Below are 16,989 nucleotides of genomic sequence, written 5' to 3' on the forward strand. Positions count from 1 at the left end.
CTCAGCCTATCGCGTCTGTTTGCGCTGTCGATGGCGCAGCGCAAAGGAGCGCACCAGTCCAGTGCCGCCCTTCATCGGAGCAATGGAATGAGGAAAGATATGGGAAGAAACCGCGGCCCTCGGACGGCGGCCTCAGCGTGGTGGCTTGTAATCGGGGAACATTTCCTTCATCAGGAAGGCCTGCAGTTCGGCCGTGTCCTGGGGCCGCGCGCTCATCGTCACGACGCGGCCCAGACGGTGCGATTCCCACTCGAAGTCGCCGCTCTTCTCGCGCCGGATCAACTCGATCATCTTCTTCACCACGGCGGTCTCGACGTCCGGCTCGCTGCCCTGCTCCACCGTCACCGAGGTCAGCCAGCGGCGCTTGAAGCTCGGGTTCCAGCCGCGGAACTTCAGGTCCATGCTGTGGAAGGTGCGGTTCGAGATCGAGAAGATGCCGCCGCTCTGGTTGCTGTCGTCGCGGCCACGGTTGTTGATCGCGGCAATGTTCGCCAGCGCATTGCGCGTGCCGCGCGCCGCTTCGCTTTCTTCCTCGCTAGGGCTGGGCTCGGTGGCGCCGCGCTGGGCGCGGCGGCGCGCGATGTATTCGGCCATGTCCATCGGCGGCGCTTCCTCGGCCTTGGGCTCGGGTTTCGGCTCGGGCGGCGGCGCCTTGTCGACGATGACCGGCTTTTCCTCAGGCAAGGTGATGGTGTCGGGCAGGCGTTCGACGCGCGGGGTGCTCAAGCGCGGCTGGGACGGATTCTTCGAAGGCTTGCTGGTTTTCTGCGGCGCCTGGGCCTGCGGCGGCGGCGGCTTGGCCAGCGGCGCGACATAGACGATCTCGCCGCCGCTTGGCGGACGCGCCTTTTTTTCGGGCCGCTCGGGCTCGTAGAAGTACAGCGCTACCAGCAGCAGGTGCAGCAGGATCGTGACCGCCAGGCCGGTGCGGCTGGTGCGCCGCTCGCCGTAGGTCGGCACCACGGCGCCGGGCAGGGGTTGTCCGCAATGCTCGCAGACATCGCTGTGCTCGGCGTAGGAATGGGAATGGTCACGCAAGATCAATAAAACTTTCCGGAAAACTGGTCAGCGCAATGCGGGTCGAGTCGACGTTTACCCGCGCAGTCTACCTGCTTTGGGTCTCCGGCGCACGGCCGCGTGGCGCTGCACAGCTTACAGGGCGGTTTTCCTGATGGTTGTTACATTGTGTTTCAACCGATCTTGTGCAGCGAAACCGTGGGGCTGGAGGGATGAGGCGCCCCATGTGCCGGCGCGTGCGCCGCCTCGTGCGCCGCGATGTCGACATCGGTCATCGGGCCGCTGCCGCTGTACTTGTCGAGGTACAGGTAGATGACCGGCGTGATGTAGAGCGTGATCACCTGCGAGAAGATCAGGCCGCCCACCACCGCCAGGCCCAGCGGCTGGCGCAGCTCGGCGCCGGCGCCGATGCCCAGCGCGATCGGCAGCGCACCCATCATCGCCGCCAGCGTGGTCATCAGAATCGGGCGGAAGCGCAGGATGCAGGCCTCGCGGATCGCCTCGACCGGGGTCATGCCGGCATTCCTCTGGGCGTCGAGCGCGAAGTCGATCATCATGATCGCGTTCTTCTTGACGATACCGATCAGCATCAGGATGCCGATCATGGCGATCAGGGTCAGGTCCATGTCGAAGATCCACAGCGTCACCAGCGCCCCCACCGCCGCCGACGGCAGGCCGGCGAGAATGGTCAGCGGGTGGATGTAGCTCTCGTAGAGCACGCCCAGCAGCACGTAGATGACGCCGATCGCGGTGAGGATCAGGATCAGCTGGCTCGACTGGGTGTCCTGGAACACCGCCGCGTCGCCGCCATAGTTGGTGATGACCGAGGCCGGCAGTTTCATGTCGACCTTCATCTGCTCGATGGCGGCGGTGGCGTCGCCCAGCGGCACGCCGGGCGCCAGGTTGAAGGCGAGCGTGATCGCCTGCAATTGCCCCTGGTGGTTGACGGCGATCGGGCCGACCGTGCGGCGCACGCTGGCAAAGCTCGACAGTTTTACGAGTTCACCCGACTTCGCGCGCACCGACACGCGCGCCAGGGCGTCGTCGAAGTAGCGGTCGGCTTCCGCCGCCTCCAGGATCACGTAGTAGCTGGCCGCGGTCGAATAGATGGTCGAGACCTGGCGCTCGCCGAAGTTGGCGTACAGCACGGTGCGCACGTCGGCCATGTTCACGCCCAGCAGGGCGGCCTTGTCGCGGTCGATGTCGAGCGTGGCCTGCAGGCCCTTGTTCTGCGAATCGCTGGTGACGTCGCGGAATTTCGGATCGGCGCGCATGCGCTCGAGGAACTGCTCGGCCCAGCTGCCGATCTCGCCGCCCGACACGCTCTGCAGGCTGTACTGGTAACGGCTCTTGCTCGGACGTCCGCCCAGCTGCAGGTTCTGCACCGGCGACATGTAGACCTGCACCCCGGCGACGCTGCGGGTCGCCTTGCGCAGTTCATCGAGCACGATCGGCATCGCGGGACGCTCGCTGCGCGGCACCAGTACCAGGAACATGCGGCCCGTGTTTCCGCCGCCCACGAAGGAGGTCACGTTCTGCACGCTCTTGTTGGCGCGCATGATGTCGCCGACCTTCTCCTGCAGCGCCATCATGGCCTGCGAGGACGTGTCTTCCGAGGCTTCGACGGTCACGCGGATCTGGCCGATGTCTTCCTCGGGGAAAAAGCCTTTGGGCATGCTCATGTACAGGATCGCGGTCAGGGCAAAGGTGCCGACCGCCAGCATCAGCACCAGGAAGCGGTGACGCAGCGCCTTGTCCAGGGTGCGCGCATAGGCGTCGCGCACGCTGGTGAACATGGCTTCGAAACGGCGGCCGACCCAGGACATCTCGTGCGGTTCGACGTGGCCGCCGTGCTTGATCAGGCGCGAGCACATCATCGGCACCAGGGTCAGCGACACCGCCGCCGACACCAGCACCGCGAGACCGACGATCACGGCGAATTCGCGGAACAGCAGGCCGATCACGCCCGGCATGAAGAAGATCGGAATGAACACGGCCACCAGCGAGATCGAGATCGAGACGATGGTGAAGCCCATTTCGCGCGAGCCGACCAGGGCGGCGTGGAAGGGCTTCTTGCCCATCTCCATGTGGCGCACGATGTTTTCCAGCACCACGATGGCGTCGTCGACCACCAGGCCGACCGCCAGCGTGATGCCGAGCAAGGAAATATTGTCGAGGCTGTAGCCGAAGGCATACAGCAGCGACAGCGCGCCCAGCAGCGAGATCGGCACCGTCACCGCCGGGATCAGGGTCGCGGTCAGGCGGTGCAGGAACAGGAAGATCACCAGGATGACCAGCACGACGGTGCCGGCGAGGGTCAGGTTGACGTCGTGGATCGCTTCGCGGATCGAGACCGAGCGGTCGTTGACGAGGTGGATCTTGATCGAGGCCGGCAACTGGGTCTCGAATTTCGGCATCAGGTTGCGCACGGCGTCGACCACCTGCACGGTGTTCGCGTTCGGCTGGCGCTGCACCATCAGCACGATCGAGCGCTCGCCGTTCAGGCTGCCCGCGGCTTTCACCGACTGGTAGCTGTCTTCGACCTGGGCCACTTCATCCAGGCGCACCGGCAGGCCGTCGCGGGTGGCGACGATGAGCTTGGCAAAGTCGGCCGCCTTCATCAGTTGGCCGCCGCCCTGGATGGTGAGGGTCTGCTGCGGACCGTCGAGGACGCCCAGCGGGGTGTTGGAGTTGGCGGCGCGCAGTGCGGTAGCCAGCTCGTCCATCGAGATATTCCGTGCGTTCATCAGGTCGGAACGGGCGCGCACGCGCACGGCAAAGCGCTTGCCGCCATTTACCGTGACCTGGGCCACGCCCGGCAGGGTCGAGATCGCCGGCGAGACCATGTTCTCGGCGTAGTCGTTCAGCTCCGACAGGTTCATCGACGGCGAGGTCATGTGCATGAACAGGATCGGGGCGTCGGCCGGATTGATCTTGCGGTAGGACGGCAGGTCGGTCATCTCCAGCGGCAACTGGCGCTGGGCGGCCAGCAGCGCGGCCTGGACGTCGACCGCGGCCTTGTCGACGTCGATCGAGGTGTCGAACTCGAGCGTCAGCGAGGTGTTGCCCTGGGTATTCGTCGAGGTGATGAGCTTGATGCCGGCGATGGTCGAGAACTGCTTCTCGAGCGGCAGCGCAACCGAGGACGCCATGGTCTCGGGGCTGGCGCCAGGCAGGTTGGCGTTGACGTTGATGACCGGCGTGTTATAGCTCGGCAGCGCCGCGACCGGGATGTGCATGTAGGCCAGGATGCCGACCAGCACCAGGCTGATCGACAGCAGGACCACCATCACCGGACGGCGGATACACAGTTCCGACAGGTTCATGCCTGTTCACCCTTGCGCGCAGGTGCGCCTTGCGGTTTCGCTCGGTCCGGCGCCCCGGCGGCCAGCTTGACCTTGCCGCCCGGACGCAGATTCTGCTTGCCTTCGGTGATGACCTGCTCGTTGCCGGACAGGCCAGTCACTGCCGCGTTCAGGCCGAAGGTGTGCTGGCGCTGGATCGGCGCCAGGCGCGCCGTGCCACCCTTTTCGACCACGTAGACGAAGGTGCCCTGGGCGTTGATGATAATCGCATTTTGCGGAATCACGACCGCATCCTTGATCGTGCGTACCGTGACGCGGGTGTTCACGTATTGTCCTGGCCACAGCAGGCCGTCGGCATTGCCGAATTGCGCCTTGACGCGGATGGTGCCGGTGGTCGGGTCGACCGTGTTGTCCACGAAAATCAGTTCGCCAAGGACCGGCTTGGCGTCGCCGCCGGTGCTGGCCTCGACCGCGACCTTGCCCTGCTTCTGGGCGGCCAGCAGCGCGCCCAGGGAAGACTCCGGCAGCGTGAAGGCGACGTCGATCGGGTCGAGCTGGGTGATGGTGGTCAGCGAGGTGGTCGGCTGCACCAGGCTGCCCGGATAGACGTTGATGGCGCCGACGCGGCCCGACATCGGGGCGCGGATCGCGGTATAGCTGGCGCTGACTTGGGAGGCACGAACCGAGGCAACACTCGCTGCCAGGGCAGCCCGTGCTGCCTCTACCTGGCTCTGCAGCGTATCGACCGCGCTCTGCGCCAGGAATTTCTGTGCCACCAGTTCCTGGCTGCGCTTGTACTGGCGCTCGAGGTCGGCCAGCGTGGCCTTCCCGCGCGCGACCTCGGCCTGGGCCTTGGCCACGTTGGCGCGGTCGCTGCGGTCGTCGAGCGAGAACATCAGTTGGCCGGCCTTGACGAACTGGCCTTCGCGGATGTGCACTTCGCGGATGGTGCTGGTCGTTTGTGGACGCAGGTCGACGGTCTGCTTCGGGCTCACGGTGCCGTTGGCGGCGACGTCGACGCCGACGTCCTGGCGACGGGGCGCGACCACGTTCACGACGACAGGAGCTTGCCCACCGCCGGGTCCGCCGTTGGCGGCACCGGCGGGAGCGCCCTTGCCTGCTTCCCCTTCGGCATGCGCGCCGCGGCTCATGTACCAGGCGCTTCCTGCGCCGATGGCGACAATGACGGCAACGGCTGCGAGAGTATTCTTTTTCATTCAGGTCCCTTGCCGCCAGTGCCGGCGGCTTTATCAATCAATTCAACGATGCGTTCCACGCAGTATGGCGCCCGCGTGTGACAGTCTTGTTTCCCAACTTATTTACCAGGATAGTACTCCGGCAGCATCAACGTGACTTCCAGGCCGCCTTCCGGGTGGTTGGCCAGGGAGATGCTGCCGCCGTGCCGCCCGGCGATATTGCGGGCGATGGTCAGGCCCAGGCCGGTACCGCCGGATTCGCGCGAGCGCGAGGTCTCGACACGGTAGAAAGGATCGAATACGCGCGCCTGCTCGGCTGGCGGAATGCCGGGACCGCTGTCGCGCACGCGGATGCGCGCCGCGCCGTTCACGCGGTCGACCGTCACGTTCGCCTCGCGGCCGTACTTGACCGCATTGTCGATCAGGTTGCCCAGGCAGCGGCGCAGGTCGAGCGGACGGCCGAGGATCGCCATGCCGGCGCGGCCGTTGAGCGTGACCGGCTGGTTGGCGTCGGCAGCATCGTCGCACACGGAATCGAGCAGCGAATCGAGGTCGAGCATCTGCATGTTCTCGCTGGTGTCCATGCTGCGCGCCAGTTCCAGTCCCTCGCGCACCATGGCCTGCATCGCCGACAGGTCGCCGATCAGGCGCTCCTGCAGCTCGGCGTCGGCCACCTTTTCCAGGCGCAGGCGCATGCGCGTGAGCGGCGTCTGCAGGTCGTGGGTGATGGCGGCCAGCATCTGCGTGCGCTGGAAGATGTACTGGCGGATGCGCGCCTGCATCGCATTGAAGGCGGCGCTGGCCTGGCGGATCTCGCTGGCGCCGGTGAGGTCGAGCGGGGGGCGGTTGATGTCGTTGCCCAGTTCCTGGGCGGCCAGGGCGAGCTGCTTGAGCGGTCGCGTAGTCATGCGCGCGACCAGGTAGGCGAGGAAGGCGATGCTGACAAAAAACAGGACGATCACGGCGCGGTAGTCGGTGTCGTCGTTCACGGGCCCGCGCGGCGGCAGCACCGACAGGCGCAGCGCTTCGCCGTCGCGCAGGCGCACGTTCAGGTATTCGCAGGCGCCGCGCCAGCGCGCCGACAGCAGGCCGTACAACTGGGGAATGCGGGGCGGGCTCTCGCAGGCCGGCGGACGCGAATCGGCCGAGACGATCTGGTAGCCGGCGCCGAGGCGCTCGGCCAGGGTCTCGGCGAACTCGCTGGCGCTTTTCGCCAGCGGACGCGGCTCGCCGACCTCGAGCAGCAGCCCCGGACGGTTCGCGACCGCCAGGTAGGCGCGGCGCGCCGAGGCCGGCACGATCTCGGTGGCCATGATCAGCTGCTCGGCGCGTTCGATCAGGTTCTGGTCGCGCGCGTGCTCCAGCACGCGCTGGCGCTCGTTGTCGGCCATCAGCTGGGTCAGCGCGCCCGAGATCAGGATCCCGAGCAGCAGGGTGATGAAGACACGGCCCGTCATCGAGCCGAGGAATGCTTTCACGCAGTCGGCTCCACGGTCACCTGGCCGGCCAGCACGTAGCCACCGTTACGCACGGTCTTGATAATCTGCGGCATGCGCGCGTCCTCGCCCAGCTTCTGGCGCAGGCGGCTGATCTGGATGTCGATCGAGCGGTCGAAGGGGTCGGCGTCGCGGCCCTGGGTGAGGTTGAGCAGCTGGTCGCGGTTCAGCACCCGGTTCGGGTGTTCGAGGAACACGCGCAGCAGGCGGAACTCGGCGCCCGAGAGCATGATGACGATGCCGTCCGGATTGACCAGGTGGCGCGCGGTGAGGTCCAGCGTCCAGCCCGAGAAGCGCATCTGTTGCACGTTCTCGGCCGGGGCATTCGACGGCATGGCGTGCGAGCGGCGCAGCACGCTGCGGATACGCGCCAGCAGTTCGCGCGGCTCGAAGGGTTTCGGCAGGTAGTCGTCGGCGCCCATTTCAAGGCCGAGGATGCGGCCGAGCGGCTCGTTGCGTGCGGTCAGCATGATGACCGGCAGGGTCGAGGTGGCGCGCAGTTTGCGGCACAGGGTCAGGCCGTCGTCACCAGGCAGGTTCAGGTCGAGCACGATCAGGTCGGGGCGCGACTCGTCGAGGATCTTCCACATCGCGCTGCCGTCACCCGCGGCGAGCGCGCGGTAGCCGTTCGACTCCAGGTAATCGGCCAGCAGCTGGCGAATGTCGCGGTCGTCGTCGACGATGAGAATGGTAGAGGGATTATCCATAGCCGCAATTATCCTTACTTAAAAGGGCCCTGAACAGCACATTTGTATCGGTATGTATATGGATTCGGGAAGGAAACATATTGATACAAAGTGCTTGGCAGGGGACACGCTGGGCTTACATTTTTTGGCGATGATAGGTCCCGTGCAGCGAGCAGTTACCGCACACAACCGACTGACTCACACACCCAAAGGACATCACATGAACACCCTCCGCAAGAACATCCTGGTCGCTTTCGCCGCCCTCGGCATCGCCGGCGCCGCCGTCGCCCAGACCACCACCGCTCCCGCGCCGGAAGGCCGCCATGGCCACGCCGTCAGCGCCGAGCAGCGCGCCGCACACAAGGCCGAGCGCCAGGCAAAACGCGCCGAGCGCCAGGCCCAGCGCGAAGCCAAGTTGCGCGCCGACCTGAAGCTCACCGCCCAGCAGGAACCGGCTTTCGCCGCCTTCGTCGCCGCCGGCAAACCGGCCCAGCGCCCGCAAGCACGTGACCCCGGCGAGCGTGCGAAATTCGCGGCCCTGCCGGCGCCGCAGCGCATGGAGCGCATGATCGAGCGCCAGAAGCAGCGCACCGCGCGCATGGAAGCGCGCCTGGCCGCCCTGAACAACTTCTACGCCGTGCTCACGCCCGAGCAGAAAAAGGTGTTCGACAGCCAGGCCATGCGCGGCGGCTTCGGCAAGCACCGCGGTCACGGCGGCCACCACGGTCAGCGTGGCGCAGCGCTGCAGAGCTGAACGGTTCGGCTTTCGGTTGAATGCAAAAGGGATGCCTCGGCATCCCTTTTTTCGCTTTCTCGTCGGGTGGACACCCATGCCCACGCGGTACGGCTTACGCGCTCGGCACGCCTCGCGCAAGCCCGGCAAGTCCGGATCAGTCCAGGCGCTCCAGCGACACCAAAAATTTCTGCGCATTCTGGTAGCCGATCACCCGGCTGTCCGCGATCTCGGCGCCATTCCTGTCGAAGAAGATGATCCCCGGCGGCCCGAACAGGCCAAAACGCTTGAGCATCGCCTTGTCGTGGGCGTCGTTGGCCGTCACGTCGACCTGCAGCAGCACGGTATTGGCGAGCTTGGCCTGCACCTGGGGATCGACGAAGGTCAGTTTCTCCATCTCCTTGCAGGAGACGCACCAGTCGGCATAGAAGTCGAGCATGGCGGTCTTGCCGCCGAGCGCGGCGAGCGCCGCGTCCAGTTCGTCCACGGTCTTCACGCGCTTGAATGCGAGGTGCTGCTGTTGCGTGCCGGTCAGGTGGGCCAGCGGCGCGAGCGGATCGCGGCCTCCGCTGGCCACGCCGACCAGCTGCATCGCGCCCAGGACGCCGAAGGCGGCGCCAAAGGCCAGCGCGGCCCAGTGTCCGCGCCGGCGCAGCAGATACGCGCCGTAGCCGAGCAGGAGCGCCGCCCACAGGATCATCTGCGCGGCTGGCGGCAGCACCGGCGACACCAGCCACAGGGCCATGCCCAGCATCAGCACGCCGAAGAAGCGTTTCACGGATTCCATCCATGCACCCGCGCGCGGCAGCAGGGAACCGGCCGACACGCCGACCAGCAGCAGCGGGATGCTCATGCCGAGGGCCATCGAGAACAGCGCGGCGCCGCCGATCAGCACGTCGCGCGTCTGGCTGATGTAGACCAGGGCGCCGGCCAGGGGCGCGGCCACGCAGGGACCGACGATCAGGGCCGAGATCGCGCCCATGGCGAACACGCCGGCGAGCTTGCCGGATGCCTGGCGGCCCGAGACGCCGGCGAGTTTCGTCTGCACCGCCGCCGGCACCTGCAGCTCGTAGAAGCCGAACATCGACATTGCCATCGCGACGATCAGGATCGCGAACGCGCCGAGCACCCAGGGATTCTGCAGCGCGGCGGCCAGGCCCTCGCCGACCAGGCCGGCCGCGACGCCGAGCAGCGTGTAGACGATGGCCATGCCGAGCGAATAGGTCAGCGACAGGACAAAGCCGCGCGAACGGCGCACCTTGCCGCCCTCGCCCACGATGATCGAGGACAGGATCGGCACCATCGGCAGCACGCAGGGCGTGAAGGCCAGGCCCAGGCCGAGCAGGATAAACGCCGGCACGATGGCGAGCAGGCGGCCTCCGTGCAGGATCGAATTGATGCCGGAAAGCTCAGAAGGTCGATCGGCCTTTGCGGCCGGGGTGCTGCTGAGAGCGCTTGGGGCGACGCTGACGGACTCCTCCGGTGCCGTCGCGGCCGGCGACTGCGCAGCCCCCTGCCCCGCGGCAGCCTGCGCAGGCATGTCGACCGCCGGTGCGGCGTCGGCGGGCAGGCCGAGGCGAGCGGCGGCGCCGGTGTTGCCCTCGTTCTGCGGACTGGACGACAGGAAGCCAGGCGCGGGCGCGTTCGCGCTGCCGCTCGGCAGGCTCATCTGCGGTGCGGCGCCGCCGGCGGCCAGCTGCGCGCTCGCTTCCTGCGGCGGATAGCACAGGCCGGCATCGGCGCAGCCCTGGCTGGTCGCAGTCAGGGTGAAGGGCCCGTTGCCCTCGACCGGGATGCGGATCGTCACCGCGCCCTTGTAGGTCTCGACGTCCTTCTGGAAGGTCTCGTCGTACTTCACCTTGCCCGGCGGGATCTCGGGCGTGCCCAGCTTCGCGCCGCGCGCCGTGAAAGCGAAGCGCTCGCGGTACATGTAGTAGCCCGGGGCGATGTCGTAGGTGACCACGGCCGTGCTGTCCCCCTCCATGCGCGCCGAGAACTTGAAGGCGATGGCCGGATCGAGGAAGTCGTCGGCGGCGCGGCTCGGCGTGGCGAGCAAGGCACAGAACAGGAACAGCAGCGACAGCACGGCGAGCAGAGGCGCCGGGATTGCAGCCGGGGCTGCATGAAGGCGAGAACGGGACATGACTTCCTTTGATTGAATACTGCGCAGCCGAATGGTACACCGGCTGCGTGCCGATGGGTAATCCCACCCTGGCGCGCTCGCCGAGCGCTTGCGACAGGCGAAAAAAAACCAGGCGCGAGGCCTGGTTTTTCTTGTCGCAAGGAGCGATTACTCGGCGGTCGGTGCTTCTTCAGCCGAGGTCACTTCCGGACGGTCCAGCAGTTCGACGTAGGCCATCGGCGCATTGTCGCCCACGCGGAAACCCATTTTCAGGATGCGCAGGTAGCCGCCGTTGCGGTTGGCGTAACGCGGGCCGAGTTCGGCGAACAGCTTCTGCACCATTTCGCGATCGCGCAGGCGGGCGAATGCCAGGCGCTTGTTGGCCAGGGTGTCGGTCTTGCCCAGGGTCAGGATCGGCTCGATGACGCGACGCAGTTCCTTGGCTTTCGGCACGGTGGTCTTGATGGCTTCGTGACGCAGCAGCGAAACGGTCATGTTGCGCAGCATTGCCAGGCGGTGGGACGAGGTACGGTTCAGCTTACGGAGGCCGTGACGGTGACGCATGGTACTTCCTTTCGAGTGTATAAATTCCAGTTCTTCGATCGTTCATGCCGGAGCATGACCGCGGACCGGTTCAGTTAAGGTTGGTTACTACGGTTTTGTCATTCAAAAAGGATCTGGCTTTGCCAGTCCTTTTTGACTGATCCCACCCGAAAGTAGGTGTGTACTTTCGGGTGAATGCTATTACTTCTCCAGACCTGCAGGCGGCCAGTTTTCCAACTTCATACCCAGGGTCAGGCCGCGCGAAGCGAGGACTTCCTTGATTTCGTTGAGCGACTTGCGGCCCAGGTTCGGGGTCTTGAGCAGCTCGTTTTCCGAACGCTGGATCAGGTCGCCGATGTAGTAGATGTTCTCGGCCTTCAGGCAGTTTGCCGAACGGACCGTGAGTTCCAGATCGTCGACCGGACGCAGCAGGATTGGATCGACCAGCGGAGCACGCGACGGTGCTTCTGCGGCCGCTTCCGTGCCTTCCAGCGCGGCGAAGACGTTCAGCTGGTCAACCAGGACGCGTGCCGACTGGCGGATCGCTTCTTCCGGGGTGATGACGCCGTTGGTCTCGATGTTGATGATCAGCTTGTCGAGGTCGGTACGCTGTTCGACACGAGCCGATTCCACGGCGTACGAAACGCGACGGACCGGCGAGAACGATGCGTCCAGGATGATGCGGCCGATCGTCTTGTTGGTGTCTTCCGACAGGCGGCGGACGTTGCCCGGCACGTAGCCACGGCCCTTCTCGACCTTGATCTGCATGTCCAGCTTGCCACCGGCGGTCAGGTGAGCGATCACGTGATCCGGGTTGATCAGTTCCACGTCATGCGGCAGGTCGATGTCCGATGCCAGGACTGCGCCTTCGCCTTCCTTCTTCAGGGTCAGGGTGACGGAGTCGCGGTTGTGCACCTTGAACACGACGCCCTTCAGGTTCAGCAGCAGGTCGACGACGTCTTCCTGCACGCCGTCCAGCGACGAATACTCGTGCACGACGCCAGCGATCGTCACTTCGGTCGGCGCGTAGCCGATCATCGACGACAGCAGCACGCGACGCAGCGCGTTGCCCAGCGTGTGGCCGTAACCACGTTCGAACGGCTCCATCACGACTTTGGCGTGACCGGCGCCGAGCGCTTCGACATCGATAATACGTGGCTTCAACAAACTATTTTGCATGAAATGTCCTTTTCAATACCCTCGGCTCGTTACACCGATAAGGCTGATGGCATGTGTATAGAGGTGTTACGACGATTCTGCGAAGCAGAAACGTAAAAAGCAGGTTCCGATCGCCATGCGAGGGGAACCTGCCTTCTTCTTCGATTAACGCGAGTACAGTTCGACGATCAGTGCTTCGTTGACGTCGGCGGCGATCTCGTTACGCTCCGGGAACGAACGGAAGGTGCCTTCCATCTTCTTGGCGTCGACCGAGACCCAGCTCGGCATGCCGACTTGTTCAGCCAGCGACAGCGCTTCGATGATGCGGGTCTGCTTCTTGGCCTTTTCGCGCACGGCGATGACGTCGCCAGCCTTGACCTGGTACGAAGCGATGTTCACGACGTTACCGTTGACGGTGAATGCCTTGTGGCTGACCAGCTGGCGCGCTTCGGCGCGGGTCGAGCCGAAGCCCATGCGGTAAGCGACGTTGTCCAGGCGGGCTTCCAGCAGCTTCAGCAGGGTCTCACCGGTGTTGCCCTTGCGGCGCGATGCTTCTGCGAAGTAGCGGCGGAACTGGCGCTCCAGCACGCCGTACATGCGCTTGACCTTCTGCTTTTCACGCAGCTGGTTGCCGTAGTCCGAGGTGCGAGCACCCGACTTCACGCCGTGCTGGCCTGGCTTGACGTCCAGTTTGCACTTCGAGTCGAGCGAGCGACGTGCGCTCTTCAGGAACAGGTCGGTGCCTTCACGGCGCGACAGTTTTGCTTTTGGTCCGATATAACGTGCCACGTTGAATCCTTTGATGTATTAATCACGCCCCGGAGGCATCGCAAGCGATGCGGCAGGCGCTAGTCCGACCCGATATCGAGCGGACGTGGCTGAAAGAACGCCCCGAACCGGGATTCGAGGCGAGAATAGCCGGGCAGTATACCCGAAATCGGGCTACTGCACCGGCGTATTTGATACCGCGACGGGTATCTGCAACAAAGGGCGGGCGAACCCGCCGCTTGTCTTAGATACGACGACGCTTCGGCGGACGGCAGCCGTTGTGCGGAACCGGCGTCACGTCCTGGATCTCGGTGATCTTGATGCCCAGGTTGTTCAGCGCGCGCACAGCCGATTCACGGCCAGGGCCAGGGCCCTTGATGCGCACTTCCAGGTTCTTCACGCCGCTTTCCTGCGCGACCTTGCCGGCTGCTTCAGCAGCGACCTGTGCCGCGAACGGGGTCGATTTGCGCGAGCCCTTGAAGCCTGCGCCACCCGACGTCGCCCACGACAGGGCGTTGCCCTGGCGGTCGGTGATCGTGATGATGGTGTTGTTGAACGAAGCGTGGACGTGGGCGATGCCCTCAGCCACATTCTTCTTGACTTTCTTGCGTGCGCGGGCTGCTGCCGCTGCTGCGCTGCTTTGTTGCTTAGCCATGGTCTATTCCTAGATTATTTCTTCAGCGATTGAGCGGCCTTGCGCGGACCTTTGCGGGTACGGGCATTGGTACGGGTGCGCTGGCCGCGCACTGGCAGGCCCTTGCGGTGACGCATGCCGCGGTAGCAACCCAGGTCCATCAGACGCTTGATGTTCATGGACAGTTCGCGGCGCAGATCGCCTTCCACGACAAACTTCGCAACTTCGTCGCGCAGCTTCTCGAGTTCGTTATCGTCGAGGTCCTTGACCTTCTTGTTGGTCGCGATACCGGTCGCAGCGCAGATCTTCTGCGAGCGCGGGCGGCCAATACCGTAGATCGCCGTCAGGCCGATAACAGTGTGCTGATGATTTGGGATGTTAACCCCTGCAATACGTGCCATTCGTTATTCCTCTTAACCTTGACGCTGCTTGTGACGCGGCTCGACGCAGATCACGCGGACCACGCCCTTGCGCTTGATGATCTTGCAGTTGCGGCAGATCCGCTTGACTGAAGCATTAACTTTCATTTTGCACTCTCTTCCTGATAACTTGAATATTTTTACTTGGTGCGGAATACGATGCGTGCCCGGGACAGGTCGTACGGGGTCAGTTCCACCGTTACCTTGTCGCCCGGGAGAATGCGGATATAGTTCATCCGCATTTTACCCGAGATATGCCCCAGGACCACATGCCCGTTTTCCAGCTTTACGCGAAATGTCGCATTTGGGAGATTCTCGAGAATCTCACCTTGCATTTGGATGACGTCGTCTTTTGCCATTCGGTCTATGTACTCCCCGCTTATCGCGTCGGAATCCCACCCTTGAAATTCGCCTTGCGCAGCAGCGATTCATATTGCTGCGACATGACGTAGTTCTGCACTTGTGCCATGAAGTCCATCGTCACCACCACGATGATCAGGAGCGACGTGCCGCCGAAATAGAAAGGAACTTTCCAGAACGACTGCAGGAACTCCGGCACCAGGCACACCAGGGTGATATAGACTGCACCGGCCAGGGTCAGGCGCATCAGGATCTTGTCGATGTAGCGTGCGGTCTGCTCGCCCGGACGGATGCCCGGAACAAACGCGCCGCTCTTCTTCAAGTTGTCCGCCGTTTCCTTGCTGTTGAATACCAGCGCGGTGTAGAAGAAGCAGAAGAACACAATCGCCACCGCATACAGCAACGCGTGGATCGGTTCACCGGTCGCCAGCGAAGCAGCCAGGTCCTTCAGGAACCCGATGAAGGGGCCGCTGGAGTCCTTGCCTCGCGTGTACCAGTCAACGATCGTCGCCGGGAACAGGATGATCGAGGAGGCGAAGATCGGCGGGATCACGCCGGCCATGTTCAGCTTCAGGGGCAGGTGACTGGTTTGGCCACCGTACACCTTGTTGCCGACTTGGCGCTTGGCATAATTCACGAGGATCTTGCGCTGTCCGCGTTCAACGAACACGACGGCATACGTAACCGCAACTACCAGGATGACGATAATGATCGCGGCAATGCTGCTGATCGAACCGTTCGAAACCAGGGTGAACAGGCCACCCAGCGCCGACGGCAGACCGGCTGCGATACCGGCGAAAATGATGATCGAAATGCCGTTGCCCAGACCACGCTCGGTGATCTGCTCGCCCAGCCACATGAGGAACATGGTGCCGGTGAGCAGGGTCACGACCGTGACGAAGCGGAATGCCATGCCGGGGTCGAGCACGAGACCCGGCTGGGCCTCGAGCGCGACGGCGATGCCGAACGCCTGGAACAGAGCCAGTGCCACCGTGCCGTAGCGGGTGTACTGGGTGATCTTGCGGCGCCCTGCTTCGCCTTCCTTCTTCAGCGTTTCCAGCTGCGGCACGACGATCGACGCCAGCTGCATGATGATCGAAGCCGAAATGTAGGGCATGATCCCGAGTGCGAACACGGTAAAGCGGGACAATGCACCACCCGAGAACATGTTGAACATGCCCAGGATGCCGCCTTCGTTCTGCTTGAACAGTGACGCCAGCGCTACCGGGTCGATCCCGGGAACCGGGATGTGAGCACCGATGCGGTACACGACCAATGCGCCAAGCAAAAACCACAGCCGACCCCAGGGGAAGCCGGCGGCGGCGCTTTTACCAAGTTGTGAATTAGTCGCCAATTTTTGCTCCGATCAGGCAGCGGCCGCTTTAGGCGACCGAACCGCCAGCTGCTTCGATGGCCGCTTTCGCGCCCGCGGTGGCTTTCAGGCCCTTGAGGTTCACCGCTTTGGTGATCTCGCCCGACAGGATGACGCGCACGTCGCGTGCCACCACCGGCAGGATGCCTGCTTGCTTCAGCACCAGGATGTCGACATCGCCGACGGCCAGGGCGTTCAGGTCCGACAGACGGACTTCAGCCTTGAAGGTGGCGTTGAGCGACTTGAAGCCGCGCTTCGGCAGACGACGCTGCAGAGGCATCTGGCCGCCTTCGAAGCCGACTTTGTGGAAGCCGCCCGAACGCGATTTCTGACCCTTGTGACCGCGACCGGCGGTCTTGCCCAGGCCGGAGCCGATACCGCGGCCGACGCGACGCTTCGCGTGCTTGGCGCCGTCAGCAGGTTGAATGGTATTGAGTTCCATTGATTTCTCCGTACGTAAGCTGTCGCTTACGAGACAACTTTAACGAGGTACGCGACTTTGTTGATCATGCCACGCACGGATGGGGTGTCCTGCAGCTCGGAAACCGAGTTGACACGACGCAGACCCAGGCCGCGCACGGTGGCACGGTGATCCTGACGGGTACCGATCAGGCCCTTGACGAGCTTGACTTTGACAGTGTTTGCCATGTTTGTTCCCCTTAACCCAGGATGTCTTCAACCGACTTGCCGCGCTTGGCAGCGATGTCAGCCGGAGTGCTCATTTTTGCCAGACCGTCGAGGGTCGCGCGAACCAGGTTGTACGGGTTCGACGAACCGGTCGACTTGGCGACCACGTCGGTCACGCCCATCACCTCGAAGATAGCGCGCATTGCGCCACCAGCGATCACGCCGGTACCCGGCTTGGCCGGCGACATCATGACGCGCGATGCGCCGTGACGACCGGTAACGGTGTGGTGCAGCGTACCGTTCTTGAGGGGCACCTTGATCAGGTTGCGGCGGGCTTCTTCCATCGCTTTTTGCACGCCGACAGGAACTTCCTTCGACTTGCCTTTACCCATGCCGATGCGGCCATCGCCGTCACCGACAACGGTCAGCGCTGCAAAACCCATGATACGACCACCCTTCACCACCTTGGTGACGCGGTTGATCGCGATCATTTTTTCGCGCATGCCATCATCCGGCTTGTCGCTTGCCATTTTCGCTTGCATTTTTGCCATGA

18 protein-coding genes are annotated in these 16,989 nt (G+C 64.1%); 1 reads left to right on the forward strand and 17 read right to left on the reverse strand.

Translation table 11 applies throughout. The features are described from left to right. Positions 1 to 132: 132 nt before the first annotated feature. The 5 genes from ACSUZJ_RS22945 to ACSUZJ_RS22965 all read right to left on the reverse strand — a co-directional run bounded on the left by ACSUZJ_RS22945 (position 133) and on the right by ACSUZJ_RS22965 (position 7,721). Positions 133 to 1,038 carry a hypothetical protein gene (locus ACSUZJ_RS22945; RefSeq protein WP_499411954.1) on the reverse strand — a complete coding sequence of 302 codons (906 nt, stop codon included), beginning with the start codon at positions 1,036 to 1,038 and terminating at the stop codon, positions 133 to 135. Between the two features lie 152 nt (positions 1,039 to 1,190). After that, positions 1,191 to 4,343 carry an efflux RND transporter permease subunit gene (locus tag ACSUZJ_RS22950; RefSeq protein WP_499411955.1) on the reverse strand — a complete coding sequence of 1,051 codons (3,153 nt, stop codon included), beginning with the start codon at positions 4,341 to 4,343 and terminating at the stop codon, positions 1,191 to 1,193. Then, positions 4,340 to 5,539, reverse strand: coding sequence for an efflux RND transporter periplasmic adaptor subunit (locus ACSUZJ_RS22955; protein WP_499411957.1), 1,200 nt, complete (start codon positions 5,537 to 5,539; stop codon positions 4,340 to 4,342). Before ACSUZJ_RS22955 ends, ACSUZJ_RS22950 begins: the two co-directional genes overlap by 4 nt. Positions 5,540 to 5,637: 98 nt before the next feature. Further along, entirely contained in the window at positions 5,638 to 6,996 is a 1,359-nt protein-coding gene (locus tag ACSUZJ_RS22960; protein ID WP_499411958.1) for an ATP-binding protein, read from the reverse strand. Next, the gene (locus ACSUZJ_RS22965; RefSeq protein ID WP_499411959.1) at positions 6,993 to 7,721 is read right to left on the reverse strand and encodes a response regulator; all 729 of its coding nucleotides are present in this window, start codon (positions 7,719 to 7,721) and stop codon (positions 6,993 to 6,995) included. Before ACSUZJ_RS22965 ends, ACSUZJ_RS22960 begins: the two co-directional genes overlap by 4 nt. 199 nt (positions 7,722 to 7,920) lie before the next feature. Here ACSUZJ_RS22965 and ACSUZJ_RS22970 point away from each other — a divergent pair, with 199 nt between their 5' ends. Continuing rightward, positions 7,921 to 8,454 carry a Spy/CpxP family protein refolding chaperone gene (locus ACSUZJ_RS22970; protein ID WP_499411960.1) on the forward strand — a complete coding sequence of 178 codons (534 nt, stop codon included), beginning with the start codon at positions 7,921 to 7,923 and terminating at the stop codon, positions 8,452 to 8,454. 136 nt (positions 8,455 to 8,590) lie between these two features. Here ACSUZJ_RS22970 and dsbD read toward each other — a convergent pair whose 3' ends face one another. From dsbD to rpsE, 12 genes are all read right to left on the reverse strand, one after another. Next, positions 8,591 to 10,576, reverse strand: coding sequence for a protein-disulfide reductase DsbD (dsbD, locus tag ACSUZJ_RS22975; RefSeq protein WP_499411961.1), 1,986 nt, complete (start codon positions 10,574 to 10,576; stop codon positions 8,591 to 8,593). 147 nt (positions 10,577 to 10,723) lie between these two features. Further along, positions 10,724 to 11,119, reverse strand: a complete 396-nt coding sequence (gene rplQ, locus ACSUZJ_RS22980) for a 50S ribosomal protein L17 (protein ID WP_005663400.1) — start codon at positions 11,117 to 11,119, stop codon at positions 10,724 to 10,726. A gap of 180 nt (positions 11,120 to 11,299) precedes the next feature. Beyond that, entirely contained in the window at positions 11,300 to 12,277 is a 978-nt protein-coding gene (locus ACSUZJ_RS22985; protein WP_026354946.1) for a DNA-directed RNA polymerase subunit alpha, read from the reverse strand. 144 nt (positions 12,278 to 12,421) lie between these two features. Continuing rightward, complete coding sequence (rpsD, locus tag ACSUZJ_RS22990) at positions 12,422 to 13,045, reverse strand: 30S ribosomal protein S4 (RefSeq protein WP_499411963.1); 624 nt, start codon at positions 13,043 to 13,045, stop codon at positions 12,422 to 12,424. 223 nt (positions 13,046 to 13,268) lie between these two features. Further along, the gene (gene rpsK, locus ACSUZJ_RS22995) at positions 13,269 to 13,679 is read right to left on the reverse strand and encodes a 30S ribosomal protein S11 (protein WP_027867243.1); all 411 of its coding nucleotides are present in this window, start codon (positions 13,677 to 13,679) and stop codon (positions 13,269 to 13,271) included. A 14-nt stretch (positions 13,680 to 13,693) separates the two neighbouring features. Further along, positions 13,694 to 14,059 (reverse strand): 30S ribosomal protein S13, encoded by a 366-nt coding sequence (rpsM, locus tag ACSUZJ_RS23000; protein ID WP_499411964.1) that lies wholly within the window; start codon positions 14,057 to 14,059, stop codon positions 13,694 to 13,696. Between the two features lie 12 nt (positions 14,060 to 14,071). After that, on the reverse strand, positions 14,072 to 14,185 hold the full coding sequence (gene rpmJ, locus ACSUZJ_RS23005) for a 50S ribosomal protein L36 (protein ID WP_005663407.1): 114 nt from the start codon (positions 14,183 to 14,185) through the stop codon (positions 14,072 to 14,074). A 32-nt stretch (positions 14,186 to 14,217) separates the two neighbouring features. Beyond that, a complete protein-coding gene (gene infA / locus ACSUZJ_RS23010) occupies positions 14,218 to 14,436 on the reverse strand; it encodes a translation initiation factor IF-1 (protein WP_005663428.1) in 219 nt (72 codons plus the stop codon). A gap of 20 nt (positions 14,437 to 14,456) precedes the next feature. Then, complete coding sequence (gene secY / locus ACSUZJ_RS23015) at positions 14,457 to 15,791, reverse strand: preprotein translocase subunit SecY (RefSeq protein WP_499411966.1); 1,335 nt, start codon at positions 15,789 to 15,791, stop codon at positions 14,457 to 14,459. Between the two features lie 28 nt (positions 15,792 to 15,819). Further along, the gene (gene rplO / locus ACSUZJ_RS23020; protein WP_312550077.1) at positions 15,820 to 16,251 is read right to left on the reverse strand and encodes a 50S ribosomal protein L15; all 432 of its coding nucleotides are present in this window, start codon (positions 16,249 to 16,251) and stop codon (positions 15,820 to 15,822) included. 26 nt (positions 16,252 to 16,277) lie between these two features. Further along, entirely contained in the window at positions 16,278 to 16,457 is a 180-nt protein-coding gene (gene rpmD, locus ACSUZJ_RS23025; RefSeq protein ID WP_036246278.1) for a 50S ribosomal protein L30, read from the reverse strand. An 11-nt stretch (positions 16,458 to 16,468) separates the two neighbouring features. After that, positions 16,469 to 16,987, reverse strand: a complete 519-nt coding sequence (gene rpsE, locus ACSUZJ_RS23030) for a 30S ribosomal protein S5 (protein ID WP_026354944.1) — start codon at positions 16,985 to 16,987, stop codon at positions 16,469 to 16,471. Positions 16,988 to 16,989 lie beyond the last annotated feature (2 nt).

This window comes from Telluria sp. B2 (assembly GCF_051789535.1).
Taxonomy (GTDB): Bacteria; Pseudomonadota; Gammaproteobacteria; order Burkholderiales; family Burkholderiaceae_D; genus Telluria.

Excerpts from the sequence above, each read along its gene's own strand:
- dsbD (WP_499411961.1), bottom strand. The coding sequence starts at position 10,576 with ATGTCCCGTTCTCGCCTTCATGCAGCCCCGGCTGCAATCCCGGCGCCT.
- rpsK (WP_027867243.1), bottom strand. The coding sequence starts at position 13,679 with ATGGCTAAGCAACAAAGCAGCGCAGCAGCGGCAGCAGCCCGCGCACGC.
- ACSUZJ_RS22955 (WP_499411957.1), bottom strand. The coding sequence starts at position 5,539 with ATGAAAAAGAATACTCTCGCAGCCGTTGCCGTCATTGTCGCCATCGGC.
- rpsM (WP_499411964.1), bottom strand. The coding sequence starts at position 14,059 with ATGGCACGTATTGCAGGGGTTAACATCCCAAATCATCAGCACACTGTT.
- infA (WP_005663428.1), bottom strand. The coding sequence starts at position 14,436 with ATGGCAAAAGACGACGTCATCCAAATGCAAGGTGAGATTCTCGAGAAT.
- ACSUZJ_RS22970 (WP_499411960.1), top strand. The coding sequence starts at position 7,921 with ATGAACACCCTCCGCAAGAACATCCTGGTCGCTTTCGCCGCCCTCGGC.
- ACSUZJ_RS22985 (WP_026354946.1), bottom strand. The coding sequence starts at position 12,277 with ATGCAAAATAGTTTGTTGAAGCCACGTATTATCGATGTCGAAGCGCTC.
- ACSUZJ_RS22965 (WP_499411959.1), bottom strand. The coding sequence starts at position 7,721 with ATGGATAATCCCTCTACCATTCTCATCGTCGACGACGACCGCGACATT.
- rpmJ (WP_005663407.1), bottom strand. The coding sequence starts at position 14,185 with ATGAAAGTTAATGCTTCAGTCAAGCGGATCTGCCGCAACTGCAAGATC.
- ACSUZJ_RS22950 (WP_499411955.1), bottom strand. The coding sequence starts at position 4,343 with ATGAACCTGTCGGAACTGTGTATCCGCCGTCCGGTGATGGTGGTCCTG.
- rpsE (WP_026354944.1), bottom strand. The coding sequence starts at position 16,987 with ATGGCAAAAATGCAAGCGAAAATGGCAAGCGACAAGCCGGATGATGGC.
- rplQ (WP_005663400.1), bottom strand. The coding sequence starts at position 11,119 with ATGCGTCACCGTCACGGCCTCCGTAAGCTGAACCGTACCTCGTCCCAC.
- rpmD (WP_036246278.1), bottom strand. The coding sequence starts at position 16,457 with ATGGCAAACACTGTCAAAGTCAAGCTCGTCAAGGGCCTGATCGGTACC.
- rplO (WP_312550077.1), bottom strand. The coding sequence starts at position 16,251 with ATGGAACTCAATACCATTCAACCTGCTGACGGCGCCAAGCACGCGAAG.